Origin of the sequence: Bartonella sp. AP72JLCBS (genome assembly GCF_042195705.1) — a bacterium.
Lineage (GTDB): Bacteria > Pseudomonadota > Alphaproteobacteria > Rhizobiales > Rhizobiaceae > Bartonella.
Genome location: NZ_JBHIOU010000007.1, coordinates 26331 through 41393, shown reverse-complemented (window position 1 = coordinate 41393; position 15063 = coordinate 26331). Strand labels below are relative to the sequence as shown.

General features: G+C 37.6%; 14 protein-coding genes and 1 other RNA gene. All 15 read right to left on the bottom strand.

The annotated features are described in order from the left end of the window. Positions 1 to 25: 25 nt before the first annotated feature. Positions 26 to 727, bottom strand: coding sequence for a tRNA (guanine(46)-N(7))-methyltransferase TrmB (locus tag ACFILO_RS05130; RefSeq protein WP_375613311.1), 702 nt, complete (start codon positions 725 to 727; stop codon positions 26 to 28). Continuing rightward, on the bottom strand, positions 724 to 1992 hold the full coding sequence (metK, locus tag ACFILO_RS05125) for a methionine adenosyltransferase (protein ID WP_375613312.1): 1269 nt from the start codon (positions 1990 to 1992) through the stop codon (positions 724 to 726). The genes ACFILO_RS05130 and metK overlap by 4 nt, the downstream gene beginning before the upstream one ends. Before the next feature lie 130 nt (positions 1993 to 2122). Next, entirely contained in the window at positions 2123 to 2536 is a 414-nt protein-coding gene (locus ACFILO_RS05120) for a helix-turn-helix domain-containing protein (protein ID WP_375611810.1), read from the bottom strand. A 148-nt stretch (positions 2537 to 2684) separates the two neighbouring features. Next, a complete protein-coding gene (gene lnt, locus ACFILO_RS05115) occupies positions 2685 to 4319 on the bottom strand; it encodes an apolipoprotein N-acyltransferase (RefSeq protein ID WP_375677934.1) in 1635 nt (544 codons plus the stop codon). Continuing rightward, entirely contained in the window at positions 4282 to 5307 is a 1026-nt protein-coding gene (locus tag ACFILO_RS05110; protein WP_375677933.1) for a hemolysin family protein, read from the bottom strand. The genes lnt and ACFILO_RS05110 overlap by 38 nt, the downstream gene beginning before the upstream one ends. Before the next feature lie 109 nt (positions 5308 to 5416). Continuing rightward, positions 5417 to 5884, bottom strand: coding sequence for an rRNA maturation RNase YbeY (gene ybeY, locus ACFILO_RS05105; protein WP_375632293.1), 468 nt, complete (start codon positions 5882 to 5884; stop codon positions 5417 to 5419). Next, positions 5881 to 7005, bottom strand: a complete 1125-nt coding sequence (locus ACFILO_RS05100) for a PhoH family protein (RefSeq protein WP_375621222.1) — start codon at positions 7003 to 7005, stop codon at positions 5881 to 5883. Before ACFILO_RS05100 ends, ybeY begins: the two co-directional genes overlap by 4 nt. Positions 7006 to 7164: 159 nt before the next feature. After that, positions 7165 to 8541, bottom strand: a complete 1377-nt coding sequence (gene miaB, locus ACFILO_RS05095) for a tRNA (N6-isopentenyl adenosine(37)-C2)-methylthiotransferase MiaB (RefSeq protein WP_375632294.1) — start codon at positions 8539 to 8541, stop codon at positions 7165 to 7167. 31 nt (positions 8542 to 8572) lie between these two features. Beyond that, complete coding sequence (gene rimI / locus ACFILO_RS05090) at positions 8573 to 9064, bottom strand: ribosomal protein S18-alanine N-acetyltransferase (RefSeq protein WP_375627639.1); 492 nt, start codon at positions 9062 to 9064, stop codon at positions 8573 to 8575. Further along, positions 9064 to 9750, bottom strand: a complete 687-nt coding sequence (gene tsaB / locus ACFILO_RS05085) for a tRNA (adenosine(37)-N6)-threonylcarbamoyltransferase complex dimerization subunit type 1 TsaB (protein WP_375677932.1) — start codon at positions 9748 to 9750, stop codon at positions 9064 to 9066. Before tsaB ends, rimI begins: the two co-directional genes overlap by 1 nt. Positions 9751 to 10463: 713 nt before the next feature. Further along, a complete protein-coding gene (locus ACFILO_RS05080; protein WP_375677931.1) occupies positions 10464 to 11492 on the bottom strand; it encodes a YeiH family protein in 1029 nt (342 codons plus the stop codon). A 69-nt stretch (positions 11493 to 11561) separates the two neighbouring features. Continuing rightward, the gene (recR, locus tag ACFILO_RS05075; protein WP_273790577.1) at positions 11562 to 12167 is read right to left on the bottom strand and encodes a recombination mediator RecR; all 606 of its coding nucleotides are present in this window, start codon (positions 12165 to 12167) and stop codon (positions 11562 to 11564) included. Positions 12168 to 12197: 30 nt separating this feature from the next. Further along, a complete protein-coding gene (locus ACFILO_RS05070) occupies positions 12198 to 12521 on the bottom strand; it encodes a YbaB/EbfC family nucleoid-associated protein (RefSeq protein WP_375632297.1) in 324 nt (107 codons plus the stop codon). Positions 12522 to 12535: 14 nt separating this feature from the next. Beyond that, complete coding sequence (locus ACFILO_RS05065) at positions 12536 to 14476, bottom strand: DNA polymerase III subunit gamma/tau (RefSeq protein WP_375632298.1); 1941 nt, start codon at positions 14474 to 14476, stop codon at positions 12536 to 12538. A gap of 223 nt (positions 14477 to 14699) precedes the next feature. After that, an RNA gene (ffs, locus tag ACFILO_RS05060) (signal recognition particle sRNA small type) lies at positions 14700 to 14797 on the bottom strand. Between the last annotated feature and the right edge of the window lie 266 nt (positions 14798 to 15063).

Here is a 15063-nt window from a genome sequence, read left to right as displayed (position 1 = left end):
GTTTATGAGAAAAGCGCTTGATCATTTATTTCTTGATAAAGGTAAGATAGGCAGGCGTTCGTCCTTCGCGTAAAGCTTTTGCTTCATAGCGGGTTCCACTCCATAGTGGATAAGGGAGTTTCCAGTCTTGAGGGCTTTCTGCTTTCCATTCAAAGTGATCATGTTGTGCACAATGGTACAAAGTCCAGTTTACATAACTGTCTATATCGCTAGCAAAGCGAAAAAATTTTCCTATTTTAAGAACACGAGCAAAACGGTTAAGATTTTTTATATTGATGAAGCGTCGTTTCCAGTGTTTCTTTTTCGGCCAAGGATCAGGATAGAAGAGGTCTATTCCATCAAGCGAGTTATCAGGGAGCCAATCAAGAAGGCGTGTAGCATCATCATTATAGAGGCGAAGACGATTTTGATGGTTTTGATGCTGTTCAAGAGACGATAATATTTTTGCCATGCCATTGATAAAGGGCTCGACGCCGATAAAACCGGTTTTTGGAAAATATGCCATTTCATGAAGTAAATGTTCACCTCCACCAAAACCGATTTCAAGTCGAATTTCTCTTACTTTGCTTGAAAATAAGGATGTAAGGTTTAAGGGAGGAGGGACATTTAAATCAATATTCAAACTGGGGAGAAGCATTTGTATACGTGTAAGCTGACTGTCTCGAAGTTGTTTTCCTTGTCGGCGTCCAAAAAATGCTTCACTCTTACGTATATTATGTTTAATCATGGGATTTGGATCATTGTTTGAAGCGTTTTCACGAGATCAGTTTTTTCCCATGAAAACGAACCATCGTGTTTTGGTTTACGACCAAAGTGACCATAGGCAGCTGTTTTCGCATAAATAGGTTTATTGAGGTCAAGATGTTTTCGAATGCCGGTAGGTGAAAGGTCCATTATTTTGCGGATGGCTTCTTCAATAACCTTTTCATCGACTTTTCCTGTTCCATGAAGATTAAGATAAATAGATAAAGGTTGTGCAATACCAATTGCATAGGAGAGTTGAATGGTGCATCTCTCTGCTAAATGAGCAGCAACAATATTCTTAGCCAGATAGCGTGCCGCATAGGCAGCAGAACGATCAACTTTTGTTGTATCTTTTCCTGAAAAAGCACCGCCTCCATGGGGTGCTGCACCTCCGTAAGTATCCACAATAATTTTGCGTCCCGTTAATCCGGCATCGCTTTGAGGGCCTCCAATGACAAATTTTCCTGTTGGGTTAATATACCAACTGCATTGAGCTGCAATGGGAATGTCATGTAAAGCTTGGCGAATGTAAGGTTCAACCACTGTACGTACTTTATTGGAATCCCAGCTTTCATCAAGGTGCTGCGTTGAAAGAACAATGGATGTGACCTCTATCGGTTTTCCATTTTTATAACGTATGGTTATTTGGCTTTTAGCATCTGGTCCTAATTTTCCAGTTTCTCCCTCTCCTTTATGACGAGCTGCGGCAAGAAGTTTGAGAATTTTATGCGCATAATAAATTGGCGCAGGCATGAGATCAGGTGTTTCACGGCAAGCATATCCAAACATGATACCTTGATCACCCGCTCCTTCTTCACCATGCCGATCCGTAGCATTATCAACCCCTCTTGCTATATCAGCTGATTGTGGGCGCAAAAGAACATCAATTTTAACAGTTTTCCAATGGAAGCCTGCTTGTTCATAGCCAATGGTACGAATAGCACGGCGCGCTGCTGTACGAAAACGTGTAGGATTAATGAGTGGAAAGCTAGTTTCATCATAGATGAATTCTTTATTTTTATCTTTTTTTAATAGCGTATCGGGAACACGTACTTCACCAGCGATAACAACACGGTTGACACTGACGAGAGTTTCACAGGCAACGCGTACTAACCATGGATCAGTACCAGTCTTTTCAGCTTCTTTATAGATCATATCAACAATTTCATCGGAAATACGATCACAAATTTTATCAGGATGTCCTTCCGATACCGATTCGCTCGTAAAAAGATAATCTTGATGCGGCATAGGAACTCCTTCAAAAAAGAAAACCAACGATTTAATCAATTGCTTACTAAAGTCGTCACCATTTGCTAATTCTACAGCAAATAGTCAATGCAAATGTATATGAATAAAAGAGAAAAGATATAATTTTAAGTTATAACTTATTTGTCAAATCTTCCTCAGAAAGTGCTTTTGCCAAGTCAATAATTTTTCGACGCACTTTAGCATCAGATATATTTGTAAAAGCGCGCATGAGCTGAATCCCTTCGCTGCTAGAACAAAAGTCTATAAAATTGTGTTCACTTTCAGCAAAACCCTCTACTTGTTGGGAGGTAATACCTTTATCAAAAAAGTAAGAAACAGGAACATCCATAATTTCCGCTATCGCTTGAAGACGGCTGGCACCAATACGGTTTGTTCCTTTTTCATATTTTTGGATTTGCTGAAAAGTAATTCCTAATTTTTCACCTAGTTTCTCTTGAGTGAGTCCTAAAATATTACGACGTAAACGGATACGAGTTCCAACATAGATATCTATAGGGTCAGGTTTTTTTCTAGTTTCGGTCATAATGCAACTCTTTATTTCCAGCATTTTTCTTCTAAACCAACATCATATTTATGCGCAGTTGATTTATCATATAATTAAAACAATATGTAATATTTTTTCCCAATATCACTGGTACACGCAACACAATACCGTACAAAGGGCACTTGAATCATTTAAGCTGTTTTGTAAAACCAAAACCAATACGACACAATAGCATAAGGATGAATAAGATAAAAGTAGAGAAAGTTCTGTATTCATTGCTTCCTATAGGGGTAATGGATGATGGAACTTGTGAATCAATAATGCCTACAGCATTTTGTCGAAGAGCTACAACGATTCGTCCATAAGAATCAATAACAGCTGATATGCCATTATTGGCTGCCCGTATGAGGGGGATTCCCAGTTCAACGGCACGAAGCTGTGCTTGTTGAAGATGTTGATAGGGTCCAGGTGTTACACCAAACCATGCATCATTTGTAATATTAATAATTGCTTGAGGCGGGGAGCCTTTAAAAGTCATTTCATGGGGAAATATTGCTTCATAACAAATTAAGGGTAGATAAGAAAATCCGTTTGGCATTGTAACAATTTTGCGCACACTTGCAGCACTATATCCACCAATATTATCAGCAAGGGTACGCAATCCAATTTTTTTCAATAAATTCTGATAAGGAAGATACTCACCAAAAGGAACCAAATGAAGTTTATCGGAAGTATTTAAAATATTACCTTGAGCATTAATGACTGCAATTGTATTAAAATATTGTGTTTGGGAATGAGGTAGATCATTGCTGGCGCGTATTGCTCCAACAATAGCCCATTGTTTAGGTTTTAAAAAAGAGGCAATGCGCATTGTGATAGATGAATTATCATAGAGAAGGTAAGGAACGGAAGCTTCAGGCCATACGATAAAATCGGGTTCTGAATTTTGATCGGTTGTTGGCGTTGCACTTAGCTTCATATGCGCTTCCAACATAGATTCTCGTGTATTATCACGCAATTTTATATTTTGTTGGATGGACGGTTGAACAATGCGCACCCAATAAGCACTTTTTTGATCTTCAGTTGTGTTTTCTATAGTATGAAGACGATAAAACCCAAAACCACAGTGAATGAATATAAGTGATAAGCAAAGAGAAAGTGCCACTTTCTTTTTTTCATTCGTTAATAAAACAGTTGGCAAACTGTAGGCTAAGACAGCAAGAATATTCATTCCGTAAAGTCCTACGATTGCATCAGATTGCATGAACATTGGGGTTGGCATGGCTGTATAGCCAAGAGAATTCCATGGAAATCCTGTGAATAAAAACGCACGCAACCACTCGGATAATCCTAATGCAAAGGCTAAAACAAAAAAGCGTGCTATTCCTTTTGTCCATAATAAACCGACAATGAAACCAGAAAAAAACCAATAAAGAGAAAGGTAGAGTGGAGGGACTAAAATGGCTAATGGGACTGCCCAACCAAAAGAATCTGGATCTGTTAACAAAGCATTGCATAGCCACCAAAGGCCGCAAATAAAATAACTAAAACCAAAGGTTCCACAGCTTAAAGCGTAAGTAAAAAAATGTTTTTTATTGTTTTGGGTGGTCTGTATTGAGTCAAGTAAAACAATAAAGAGAGGGAAAGTTAAAAAGCAAAGAGGTGTTAAATAAAAGGGTGGAAGTGCAAAAGAAGTAAGAGCACCACACAGAAATATCCATGCTTGGCGCTTCCAGCCTGTAACAGAGAACAAAAAAACGATGAAATTGTTTAAAAATGCTGGACTATTCTTTAGGGATGGCATTGTTCTCAAGATTCTCATTTTTGGGAATGCGAAAAATGCGCAATCGTTTAATCCGGCGTTTATCAGCTTCTAAAATACGAAATCTATAGCCAGGTACAGCTTCGACAATTTCACCTTTAGCAGGAATGCGATCAAGAATTGAGACGATCAAACCACCAATAGTATCAACTTCATCACCATATTCCCCTACGATAAAATCAGGACCAAGAGCTTTCTCCACATCTTCTAGTTCAGTTCTTGCATCAACGAGCCATTTATTATTTGGTTCACGTACGATAGCATTGTCGACATTATCATGTTCATCTTCGATATCCCCAACGACTAACTCAACAATATCTTCCATTGAAACGAGACCATCTGTTCCTCCATGTTCATCAATAACTAAAGCCATTTGAGTTCGTGTAGTTTGCATCCGTGTTAATAATTTGCTTGCAAGCATAGAACTGGGAACAAAGAGAACTGTTCGGATCAAATCCAATTCACCGATTGGAGTATGCAAGTCTGTATGGTTTAATTGAAGCAAATCGGATTTTTGTTCGGTTTTTGTTGGGTTGATAATAAAGCGAGTGATGTAGTTAAGAATATCGCGGATATGGATCATGCCGCGCGGATCATCTAAAGTTTCAGCATAAACGGGGATACGAGAATGACCAATTTTTGCAAAACATTTAAGGGTTTCTCCAAGAGAGGTGTTTATTTCTAATGCTTCGATTTCAGAACGAGGTATCATAACATCATCCACGCGTGCTTCACGTAAGCGTAAAATGTTATGCAGCATAGTACGTTCTTCAGGTGAGAAGAGGGCGGTATCTTTTTCATTGTTAGTCGTGAGTGCAATGGTAAGATCATCGCGCAGTGACGTAGATGCACAATTACGACCCCGTAAGAATGAAAATAAATGATTCATCAGGGAATATTTCTCTGTATGATTCGTCTGTTGAGAGGGGTCTTTTTCATTATTAGAAGATGCTTGACTATTATTTTGTGCATTTATTTTGTTTGCCATGGTTTTGAAATCTTTTAGACTTTCTTTTTTATAATAGATAAATAAGAGGCTTTAAATGGTATGCTGGTAATATTGATTTTAAAAGTTAAATTTTATCATTGATAGACAATTATGCGTAAGGATCTTTTATGGAAAGCTTTTGAAGAATTTCTCTTTCGAGCTTTTCCATTTTATATGCTTCATCATCAGTTTCATGGTCATAACCAAGCAGATGCAAGATACCATGAACAATCATATGTGTTAAATGGTCTTGAAATGTTTTTCCTTCTTTCTCTGCTTCGAAAACAACAGTTTCTCGGGCAATAATAATATCACCGAGTATGGGACCAGGTCGATTTCCAGCTTTAAGTGGAAAAGCAGGAAAGGATAATACATTAGTAGATTTGTTTTTGTTGCGCCATTGTGCATTGATTTGTGCCATATGTTCATCATCCGTAAAAAGCAGGCTAATCTCGCTTACAACATTTGCCAATGAAACATGATGCATAGTTGTCATTAATGCTTTTTCAGTGATATTATAAAGCATTTTCTCATCATTCCACCCTGCGCTTTTAATCATTATATCAATAATAATCATGATGAATCAAATTCATTTTTTAATGCATCGCATGCGAATGATTTTTTTTTATTTTGTATTTCGGAATCAAGATCATAAGCACGAACAATAGCAGCAACAAGTGGATGGCGTACAACATCTTTTTCATCAAAATGCACAATTGCAATATTTTCTACATTTGAAAGAATGCGAATTGCTTCAATGAGACCTGATTTTTGCCCTGTAGGCAAATCAATTTGGCTTACGTCACCGGTAACGATCATACGCGTTCCTTCTCCAAGACGTGTGAGGAACATCTTCATTTGCATGGGGGTAGTATTTTGTGCCTCATCAAGAATAACAGCAGCATGGGCAAGTGTTCGTCCGCGCATAAAGGCGAGAGGAGCAATTTCTATGACACCAGAGGCTAAAATGCGTTCTATTTTTTCAGCGGGCATCATATCATAAAGAGCATCATAAAGTGGTCGTAAATATGGGTCGACTTTTTCTTTGAGATCACCGGGAAGAAAACCAAGATGTTCTCCAGCTTCAACAGCTGGACGTGAGAGAATAATTCGCTCAATGATACCACGTTCTAGAAGCATTGCAGCATGAGCAACAGCAAGATATGTTTTTCCTGTTCCTGCTGGTCCTACACCAAACACAAGTTCAGTATGCTCCATAGCACTTATGTAAGCGTCTTGTGTTGGAGTTCTTGCATGAATTATTTTTTTATGGGTACTCAACCGAGCTGGTATACGTTTCGTTGCAGATTTGTGTGTTATTGTGTCTTCTTTCTGCTTCTTTGGTATATTTGCCATAGCAATCGCTCCTTTTATATCTGATAAAGTGAGCTCTTGATGTGTTTTGGCACGTTCATAAAGCTGCTGCAATACATATTGCGCACGTTTTATAACAGAAACATTTCCACGGATTAAGACTTCATTACCACGCGGATGAATACTAAGTTCGAGTTTTTTTTCGATATAAGCGAGATTTTCGTCAAATTTACCAAAAACTGCTTTTGCATATTTATTATTTTCGAAAATCAAAACAACTTGGCTCACATCTGAAGCGCTTGTTTGTTTCAAGGTATCAGCCTTTTCAAGGGACGTATTTACTTTTTCTTTAATACGCTTTATTTTTTCGGTTGAAGCTTTCAGCCTATTCTCCATATCTACATAAATGTTGCACATTTTGTTAAGTAAATTTTATAAAAGACAATTTTTACAAAAAGTGCACGCTTTAGATGTAATCATTTGCTTTTAAAATAAAAGAGTTTTCCAAAATATTTATTTTTGAACAAGGTATTAGAGGCATGTTTATCTATTTGTCACTTCACCAACAAAACTGTTTGAGCTTGCATTTTTAATATGAATTTCTATCACGCTACCTGTAGAGGCTTCTGTATCGACAACAACAGGTAAAAGCCAAGGGGAACGCCCTACCATTTGCCCTGAGTGACGTCCAGGTTTTTCGATGAGAACGTCCGTTTTTTGATCAATTTTAGAACGCAAAAACGCATTTTGTTGCTCAAGGAGAAGGGCTTGTAAATGTTGAAGTCGGGCATCTTTTACAGATTCATCAACATGATTTTTCATTGTGGCTCCCACTGTTCCAGGACGGGGGGAATATTTAAAAGAATAAGCTGAACTGTACTGTACTTGTTGAATAAGTTTAATGGTTTCTTCAAAGTCTTCATCTGTTTCTCCTGGAAACCCTACAATAAAATCGCCTGAAAAGGCAATATCTGGCCGTACGGTTCGAATTTTTTCGATAAGATGAAGATAATGAGAGCTTTTGTGTTGTCGGTTCATGGCTTTTAAGATGCGATCTGAACCTGATTGAACAGGAAGATGGAGGTAAGGCATTAACATATCAAGATCTCGATGCGCGGCAATAAGGCTATCATCCATATCACGTGGGTGGCTGGTTGTGTAACGCAAACGCTTTAAACCATCGAGTTTTGCGAGATGATAAAGAAGATCGCCAAGACGCCAAGTTTTGCCATCAGCACTTTGTCCATGCCAACCATTGACATTTTGTCCAAGCAGCGTAATTTCTTTGACACCCGCTTCGATGAGTTGAAGGGCTTCTTCAGTAATTTGCTCAACGGATCGTGATATTTCAGCACCGCGTGTGTAAGGAACAACACAAAAAGTGCAAAATTTATCGCAACCTTCCTGTACTGTTAAAAATGCGCTAACACCTCGTTTTCTTACTGCATGTTTATTATGGGGCGGCAAATGAGCAAATTTATCTTCAACAGCATAGTCTGTTTCGATAATTTTTTTCCCTTGTTTGGCTTTTTCTAACAATTCTGGCAAGCGATGATACATTTGCGGACCAATAACAAGATCCACTGTTGGAGCACGGCGCAAGATTTCACTTCCCTCAGCTTGTGCAACACAACCTGTTACACCAACCATAAGGGGTTTATCAGGTGTGCGCTCTTGACGCATAACGCGCAAACGACCGAGATCAGAATAAAGTTTTTCTGCTGCTTTTTCACGAATATGACAGGTATTAACAAGAATAAGATCGGCATCATTGGGAATTTGTGTTGTCACATAGCCTTGCGAACTGAGGCTATCAGTCATCCGTTGGCTATCATAAACATTCATTTGACATCCATAGGTTTTGATAAAAACCTTTTTAGGAGCAACAGGAGGCGTATTTTTAGGATTTACTTTATTCATAGCGCATGTGTAAATGTTTTTTACACAAATCTCAATCTATTTGCTTAAAAGTTTTTTGCATGATAATTGCATCACCACGACCATTTTTTGACGCGTAGTAGGCAAGACGTTCAGAAATTTTTTGAAATTCAAAGCGTTGATAAAGGTTCAAAGCAGAAAGATTTGTGGCTTCTACTTCCAAGAATAATTTTATGGCGCCCTTGTCGTGAAGATAGTGAACTGTGCTTTCAATAAGAAAGGTACCAATTCCTTTTTGACGATAATGAGGGTGAACAGCAATTGTGATGATTTCTGCTTCATCAAGGATGAGACGGCATAGGCAAAAGCCTAAAATTTGATCAGAGTGATCAATGAGAAAAGCTTTGTATCCGAAGATAGAGTGATCTGTTAAGAAATTATCAAAAGCTTGTTTTTCCCAAGAAGGGGTAAAACAATGCTGATGAATTTGATGAAGAGAAGCACTATCATTAACTTGTAGCGGAGCAATTCCAAAATTCTTTTTTGTCAATGAAAATTTGGGCATTATTTTTTTTGTGGTAAAGCAAAATTGGTTTGTTGTTTTGCATCAGCGCTGCGTAGATAGAGTGGGCGAGGTGAATTTTTTGATTGTTTGTTTGCAGCAAGATAAGCATAGTTTACAATATCGGCCGCTTCGCAGGGAATTTTTTCTAGGACAATTTTTTCGTGTATTTTATGGTTTTTAATATGCTCCACAACAACATCAGCAGCTGGGCCAGTCAGTCGGGTTTTTTTTGGCAAATCTTCGAGGATATTTTCAATTGTTTTTAATCCCGGCGCTCCCAAAGGTGTGAGATCATTATGAAAATTTTGATGGTAGAACATCCCTCTCCCTGCTTCAATGACAACAGTAATTGCTGATACTGTACTTTTACTGTTTATGACTTGTGCTGCTAACGCTTCAAGAGCACTCACTCCAACAGCTGGTATTTCAAGTGCTAATGCCAAAGCGCGCGCTGTTGCAACACCGACACGTACACCAGTAAATGATCCAGGTCCAATATTGACAGCAATACGCTCAACTTGATCAAGCGTCATATTGGCTTGTTTCATTATTTGTGTAATCTGCCCAATAATTTTTTCGGCATGTCCTTTGTTCATGCGTTCATTGATACGCGCAATAACAGATTTATGACGAATAAGCGCAACAGCACAATAAATTGAAGCAGTATCTATAGCAAGGATAAGCATAAAAATATTTTAGTTGAATAAAACGATAAATAAAAGTCCTGCTGTATTTTTAATCTTTTCATTATCGTATATTTCATTTGTAAGAAAGTTACTAGTGCCAATAAGCAACAATATCTTTTTATGGGATAGAACGAGATGTTGATTTAATCCTTATTTTTATCACTTTTTGAATGAGTACCTTGAGTATTGTAAGATTCTCTTATTTTAAGTCTACTTATGGTGAAACAATTAAAGTTATTAGCTTGTATATTACAAGCGGAGTTAGCGTATGAATCAAAACTCCTTTCACGAATCGTTTAAATGTAAGGGTTGTCACAACTTGTAAGCTATCAAATAGTACTTTGATGCCACTTGTATTACATAGTAAGTAAAAGTAATTTAAAAGAGGAAAAGTTATGACCCCACATTTTTTCCAAATAAGAATATATTTTATCAGTCTTTGTATAAAAACCTTAGCGTAATGAGAGCAGATGAAAGAAATGGCATTATTTTGCATGAGTTACGTATTTTGATACTACCCTGTTGCAAATCATTATGGACTGAAAAGCACATTTGACAGTTTTCACTTAAATATCAGCTCTTTCAATTTTTTGTATAGAATAATGAGCAGTATTTTAGAATTTTTTCTGGTTTATGAAAGAACTGATTTTAATAATAATGAGGACTTTGGGTTGATTGCATACTACGTTGAAAAAATAATAATCAATGCACATTTAAAATGTTATATGATTTAAATCATTCAATTGTATCATGATAAGGCTACAAATACCGAGAATAATTATGGAGCAGGTTGAAGCCAAAATGACGCGCCATCCTGCTTTTTTTAGTGATCGGATATCAACACCTAATCCTAGTGCAGCCATTGAGATAACAGTAAACAACTGGGCAATAAATTTGATGGGATTGATAGCCTTTTCAGGGATAAGACCACTTGAGCGAACAAGCATCATGATAATAAAGCCAATGATAAACCATGGGACGAGGGTATGTAAACGCAAGCGTGTTTGTGCTGATCGGCGATAAATGATTGATAGAGTAAAAATAACAGGGCCTAACATGAGAACCCGTACTAATTTGACAATTGTTGCAATTTGAACACTCAGAAAAGAGATAGGTGCTGTTGCTGCTAAAACCTGTGGTACAGCATACACAACCATGCCAGCAAGCACACCATATTGGCTAAATGACAAATTCAGAGATGGATGTAAAAAGGGTAGAAATAAAATAATAAGAATTCCTAAAAGAGCAGTGAAGGCAATTGACGCAGCTACATCGTCATGTTTTGCTTTTATGACAGGTGCAACGGCGACAATAGCTGAATTGCCACAAATAGCATTCCCACAAGCGACCAGCATTGCTAAATGTGTAGAAAGCCCGAAAAGTCGGCCGATGGCAAAGCTCAGGATAATCGTTACGAATATCACGAAAATGATACTAGCAAGCAAATTCCAACCAGCTGAAAGGACTGCGTTAATGCTAATGCTTGCTCCTAGAAGAACGATAGCAATTTCGAGAAGTGTTTTTGCAGAAAAGGTGATACCTTTTTGAAAATATGTTGGCAAAGGAAAACAACTACGGATAATCGATCCTAAAAGAATTGCCAAAACAAGGCTTTCAAGCCAAGCTTGTCCCAAAAGCTGTTTTTCTAAGACTTCTAAGCCATAAGCTAAGGCTGATATGAGTAAACATACTAGAATACCAGGACCAAGGTCGTTTAAAAGTGAGAGTTTTTTCTTTATCACTTGAATATTTTCCCCATACAAAGAAATAATAGTAAATAAAACGAGATAACAGGTAAGAGAAAGAAATTTTTAAAGATTTGTTCTTGCTTGTACAGCTGCTGCTAAAGTTCCGTCATCAAGATAATCAAGCTCGCCTCCTACAGGGACACCATGAGCAAGTCGCGTAATTTTAACTGGAAAATTGGAAAGCTGATCGGTGATATAGTGAGCAGTTGTTTGACCTTCGACAGTCGCATTGACAGCAAGAATAATTTCCGTAATAGGGTTTTGTACAACACGCTGTATTAAGGTGGCAATGTTGAGTTCGTCAGGACCTATTCCATCTAAGGGGGAGAGTCGTCCACCCAACACATGGTAACGTGCGGCTAAAGTTTTTGCGCGTTCAAGAGCCCACAGATCAGCAATATCCTCAACAACGATGATTGTTGTATCATCGCGGCGCAAATCTGTACAAATTGAACAAGGATCAATGGTATCGACATTTCCACAAACAGAACAAATGCCGACTTTTTCTATAGCTGCTTGTATAGCTGCTCCTAAAGGCTCCAGCAATGTCTCTTTTTTTTTGATAAGATGAAGTGCAGCACGACGCGCTGAACGTGGACCAAGACCTGGTAACCGTGATAAAATCTGAATGAGACGTTCAATCTCAGGTCCTGCAATGTATTTAGACATATTTTTGTCCCACGGAAAAAATCCGTTTCATTAAAATGGAAGCTTGAAACCTGATGGGAGTGGTAGTCCTGCCGTCATACTTTTGGTTTTTTCTTCTATTGCGATTTCGATTTTTGTTCTTGCTTCATTATAAGCTGCCATAATGAGATCTTCAAGAATTTCAGCTTCCTCAGGTTTGAGTAATGAAGGATCAATTTGAATTGCTGTTATAATATTTTTGCCATTTAAAGTGATATTGACGAGACCACCCCCTGCAGTGCCCACAGCTTGCAGATTAGCTATTTCTTCTTGAATCTTCTGCATTTTTTCTTGCATTTCTTTGGCTTTTTTCATCATGCTCATCATTTCACGCATAGGAATAGGTATCCTTATTCATCATTGATATCATTTTTATTTTTAAAAATATCAGCATTTTTAAAGGTATTGGGGAGTAAATCAAGATCATTTTCTTCTTTATTAAGTCGAATATCGACAATTTTTGCTTCTGGGAAATGATTGAGGATTTTCGCGATATCAGGATCTGTTTCTGCATTGGAAAAAAGAGTCTTTTGAATCGCTATACTTTCCTCCTGTAAGGTTGGGCCACCTCCTTCATTAACAAAAGTTATTGTCCAGCGTTTTTCTGTCCATTGAGATATCTTTTTTTCTATATCATGAGCAAGAAATTGTGGGGTATTTTCAGAAAGTCTTAAGGTAATATGCCCAGCTTCAAAAGAAACAGGATGAACAAATTCTTTAACAAGGAGTTTGAAGGGAACGTCATTATGCTGTTCGGCTAATTGAACAATATCGTGCAAAGAATTAATCACGAGAGTTTTAGGTTCAGTAATCTTTTCTGTTGTTTGCGTGACAGAATGCGATAAATTTGCAATCTTTTCAGAAAGATCAGTAGATTGAGAAGTTTCTAGAATTTCTGTTACTTCTTGGGCGCTGATTTTGTCATGGTTTTGATTTTTAACTAAATTTTCTGGTTGTAAGGAATGATCTAATTGGTTTTTCAAAGATGTTTTTAAATCTGATTGATCGGCTAATGTATTTGAAATGCTCGAGGAAGCATGGGCTCCGACCATTGTTTCTTTTGTTATATTATTTTCATTTGTAGATTCTTGATGAGAAGAGTTTTTAACCAGTGTGAGAGGCGTTTTTTCTTGCGTAAGCTTTTTTAAAGCCTCATCAAGAGTTGGTAAGTCAGCCGTGTGAGCAAGACGAATTAAAAGCATTTCAGCGGCTTGAAGAGGACGTGCAGTTTGATTAACTTCCTGTAAACCTTTGAGTAACATTTGCCAGTTTCGGGATAAAATAGGAACGGAAAGTTTTTTTGAAAAGTCTAAACTTCTTAAACGTTGTTCTTCAGTCAGAGAGAAATCTTCCACTATTTCTGGTGTAAAACGTAAACGTGTGACCAGATGATTAAAATCGGCTAGTTCTGTCAATATAGTAAGAGGATCAGCACCTGCTTCATATTGACTGCGTAATTCATGTAACGCATTGACAACATCGCCCTTCATGATAAATTCAAAAAGATCAATAATACGTGCTTGATCCGCTAATCCTAACATTGTACGCACCGCAATAGCATTAACATTGCCATTGCTATGGGCGATTGCTTGATCAAAAATGGATAATGCATCACGTGCAGATCCTTCTGCAGCACGGGCAATCATAGAGAGTGCTTGATCTTCTACTTCTACCTTTTCATATTTCGCAATTTGACGCAAATGTGCACTCAAAGCTTTTGAGTCAATACGTCGTAAATCAAAACGTTGGCAACGCGAAAGAATTGTAATAGGAACTTTGCGAATTTCTGTTGTGGCAAAAATAAATTTCACATGGGAAGGTGGTTCTTCAAGAGTTTTCAATAAACCATTAAAGGCTTGTGTTGAGAGCATATGTACTTCATCGATAATATAAACCTTATAGCGTGCAGAAACAGGACGATAGCGTATTTGTTCAATAATTTCACGAATATCATCAATGCCCGTATGAGAAGCGGCATCCATTTCTATAACATCAATATGGCGTCCTTCGATAATTTGTGTGCAATGTTCACCAAGAGAGTCCAATACAGTTGTTGGTTGGTCAATATCTTTTGTTTTATAATTAAGTGCACGTGCCAAAATACGTGCTGTTGTGGTTTTACCTACGCCACGAATCCCTGTTAACATCCACGCTTGTGCAATACGACCTTTTTCAAAGGCGTTGGTGAGAGTACGCACCATAGCTTCCTGACCAATGAGGTCAGAGAAGTTTTGGGGTCGATATTTACGAGCAAGAACACGATAGGCTGTTTCTACCGGTAAATTTTCCATGAGTATTTCCAACTTCGAAGTTCTTTATGCGTACATTTTGATAATACAAAAGCATAGATCAATACTGTAGTCTCATATAAAAGGATTTTTTCTTAATCAAATTATTTATGGGACAATTTGTTTAAAAATAACAAAACCCCTTTATTTGCTGCATACAAATGCCGCTCTGAAGATTAAAAATACCTCGCTAAAAGACAGCATAAAAAATAATTTCTTCAGCAAAATAGGAGGTTGGAACGATGACCCGTACCAGAACTCGTTGGGGCTGCTTCTTTCCAGACCTGACCCAGTTGGCGAGTAGTTCGTCCACCACCAACCTCCCAAGTCCATATTGTCGATTTGGAATGAAAAATCAAGCTCAGAAACGAAAAATATCCTAAGAAAGACGAAGAATTTTCCTTTGCATTTAATTTATTGATATATAAACAACAAAGAGATTGTGGATTTACCAGTTTTTATAGCAGTAGCTCTGCATATTTATTTGGTATGAAAATATTTTTTCGCTTAAGATAGTCTGAATGTATAATTATCTCATTCGCTGAAACATGTAAGAGTTTTAGGATAGATACATCTGTTCTAAAACTACG

What these genes read in the sequence shown, in the direction of transcription:
- ACFILO_RS05120 (WP_375611810.1), bottom strand. Translation starts at nt 2,536, where the DNA reads ATGACCGAAACTAGAAAAAAACCTGACCCTATAGATATCTATGTTGGA.
- ACFILO_RS05065 (WP_375632298.1), bottom strand. Translation starts at nt 14,476, where the DNA reads ATGGAAAATTTACCGGTAGAAACAGCCTATCGTGTTCTTGCTCGTAAA.
- ACFILO_RS05070 (WP_375632297.1), bottom strand. Translation starts at nt 12,521, where the DNA reads ATGCGTGAAATGATGAGCATGATGAAAAAAGCCAAAGAAATGCAAGAA.
- miaB (WP_375632294.1), bottom strand. Translation starts at nt 8,541, where the DNA reads ATGAATAAAGTAAATCCTAAAAATACGCCTCCTGTTGCTCCTAAAAAG.
- ybeY (WP_375632293.1), bottom strand. Translation starts at nt 5,884, where the DNA reads ATGATTATTATTGATATAATGATTAAAAGCGCAGGGTGGAATGATGAG.
- lnt (WP_375677934.1), bottom strand. Translation starts at nt 4,319, where the DNA reads ATGAGAATCTTGAGAACAATGCCATCCCTAAAGAATAGTCCAGCATTT.
- metK (WP_375613312.1), bottom strand. Translation starts at nt 1,992, where the DNA reads ATGCCGCATCAAGATTATCTTTTTACGAGCGAATCGGTATCGGAAGGA.
- ACFILO_RS05110 (WP_375677933.1), bottom strand. Translation starts at nt 5,307, where the DNA reads ATGGCAAACAAAATAAATGCACAAAATAATAGTCAAGCATCTTCTAAT.
- recR (WP_273790577.1), bottom strand. Translation starts at nt 12,167, where the DNA reads ATGTCTAAATACATTGCAGGACCTGAGATTGAACGTCTCATTCAGATT.
- ACFILO_RS05130 (WP_375613311.1), bottom strand. Translation starts at nt 727, where the DNA reads ATGATTAAACATAATATACGTAAGAGTGAAGCATTTTTTGGACGCCGA.
- tsaB (WP_375677932.1), bottom strand. Translation starts at nt 9,750, where the DNA reads ATGCTTATCCTTGCTATAGATACTGCTTCAATTTATTGTGCTGTTGCG.
- rimI (WP_375627639.1), bottom strand. Translation starts at nt 9,064, where the DNA reads ATGCCCAAATTTTCATTGACAAAAAAGAATTTTGGAATTGCTCCGCTA.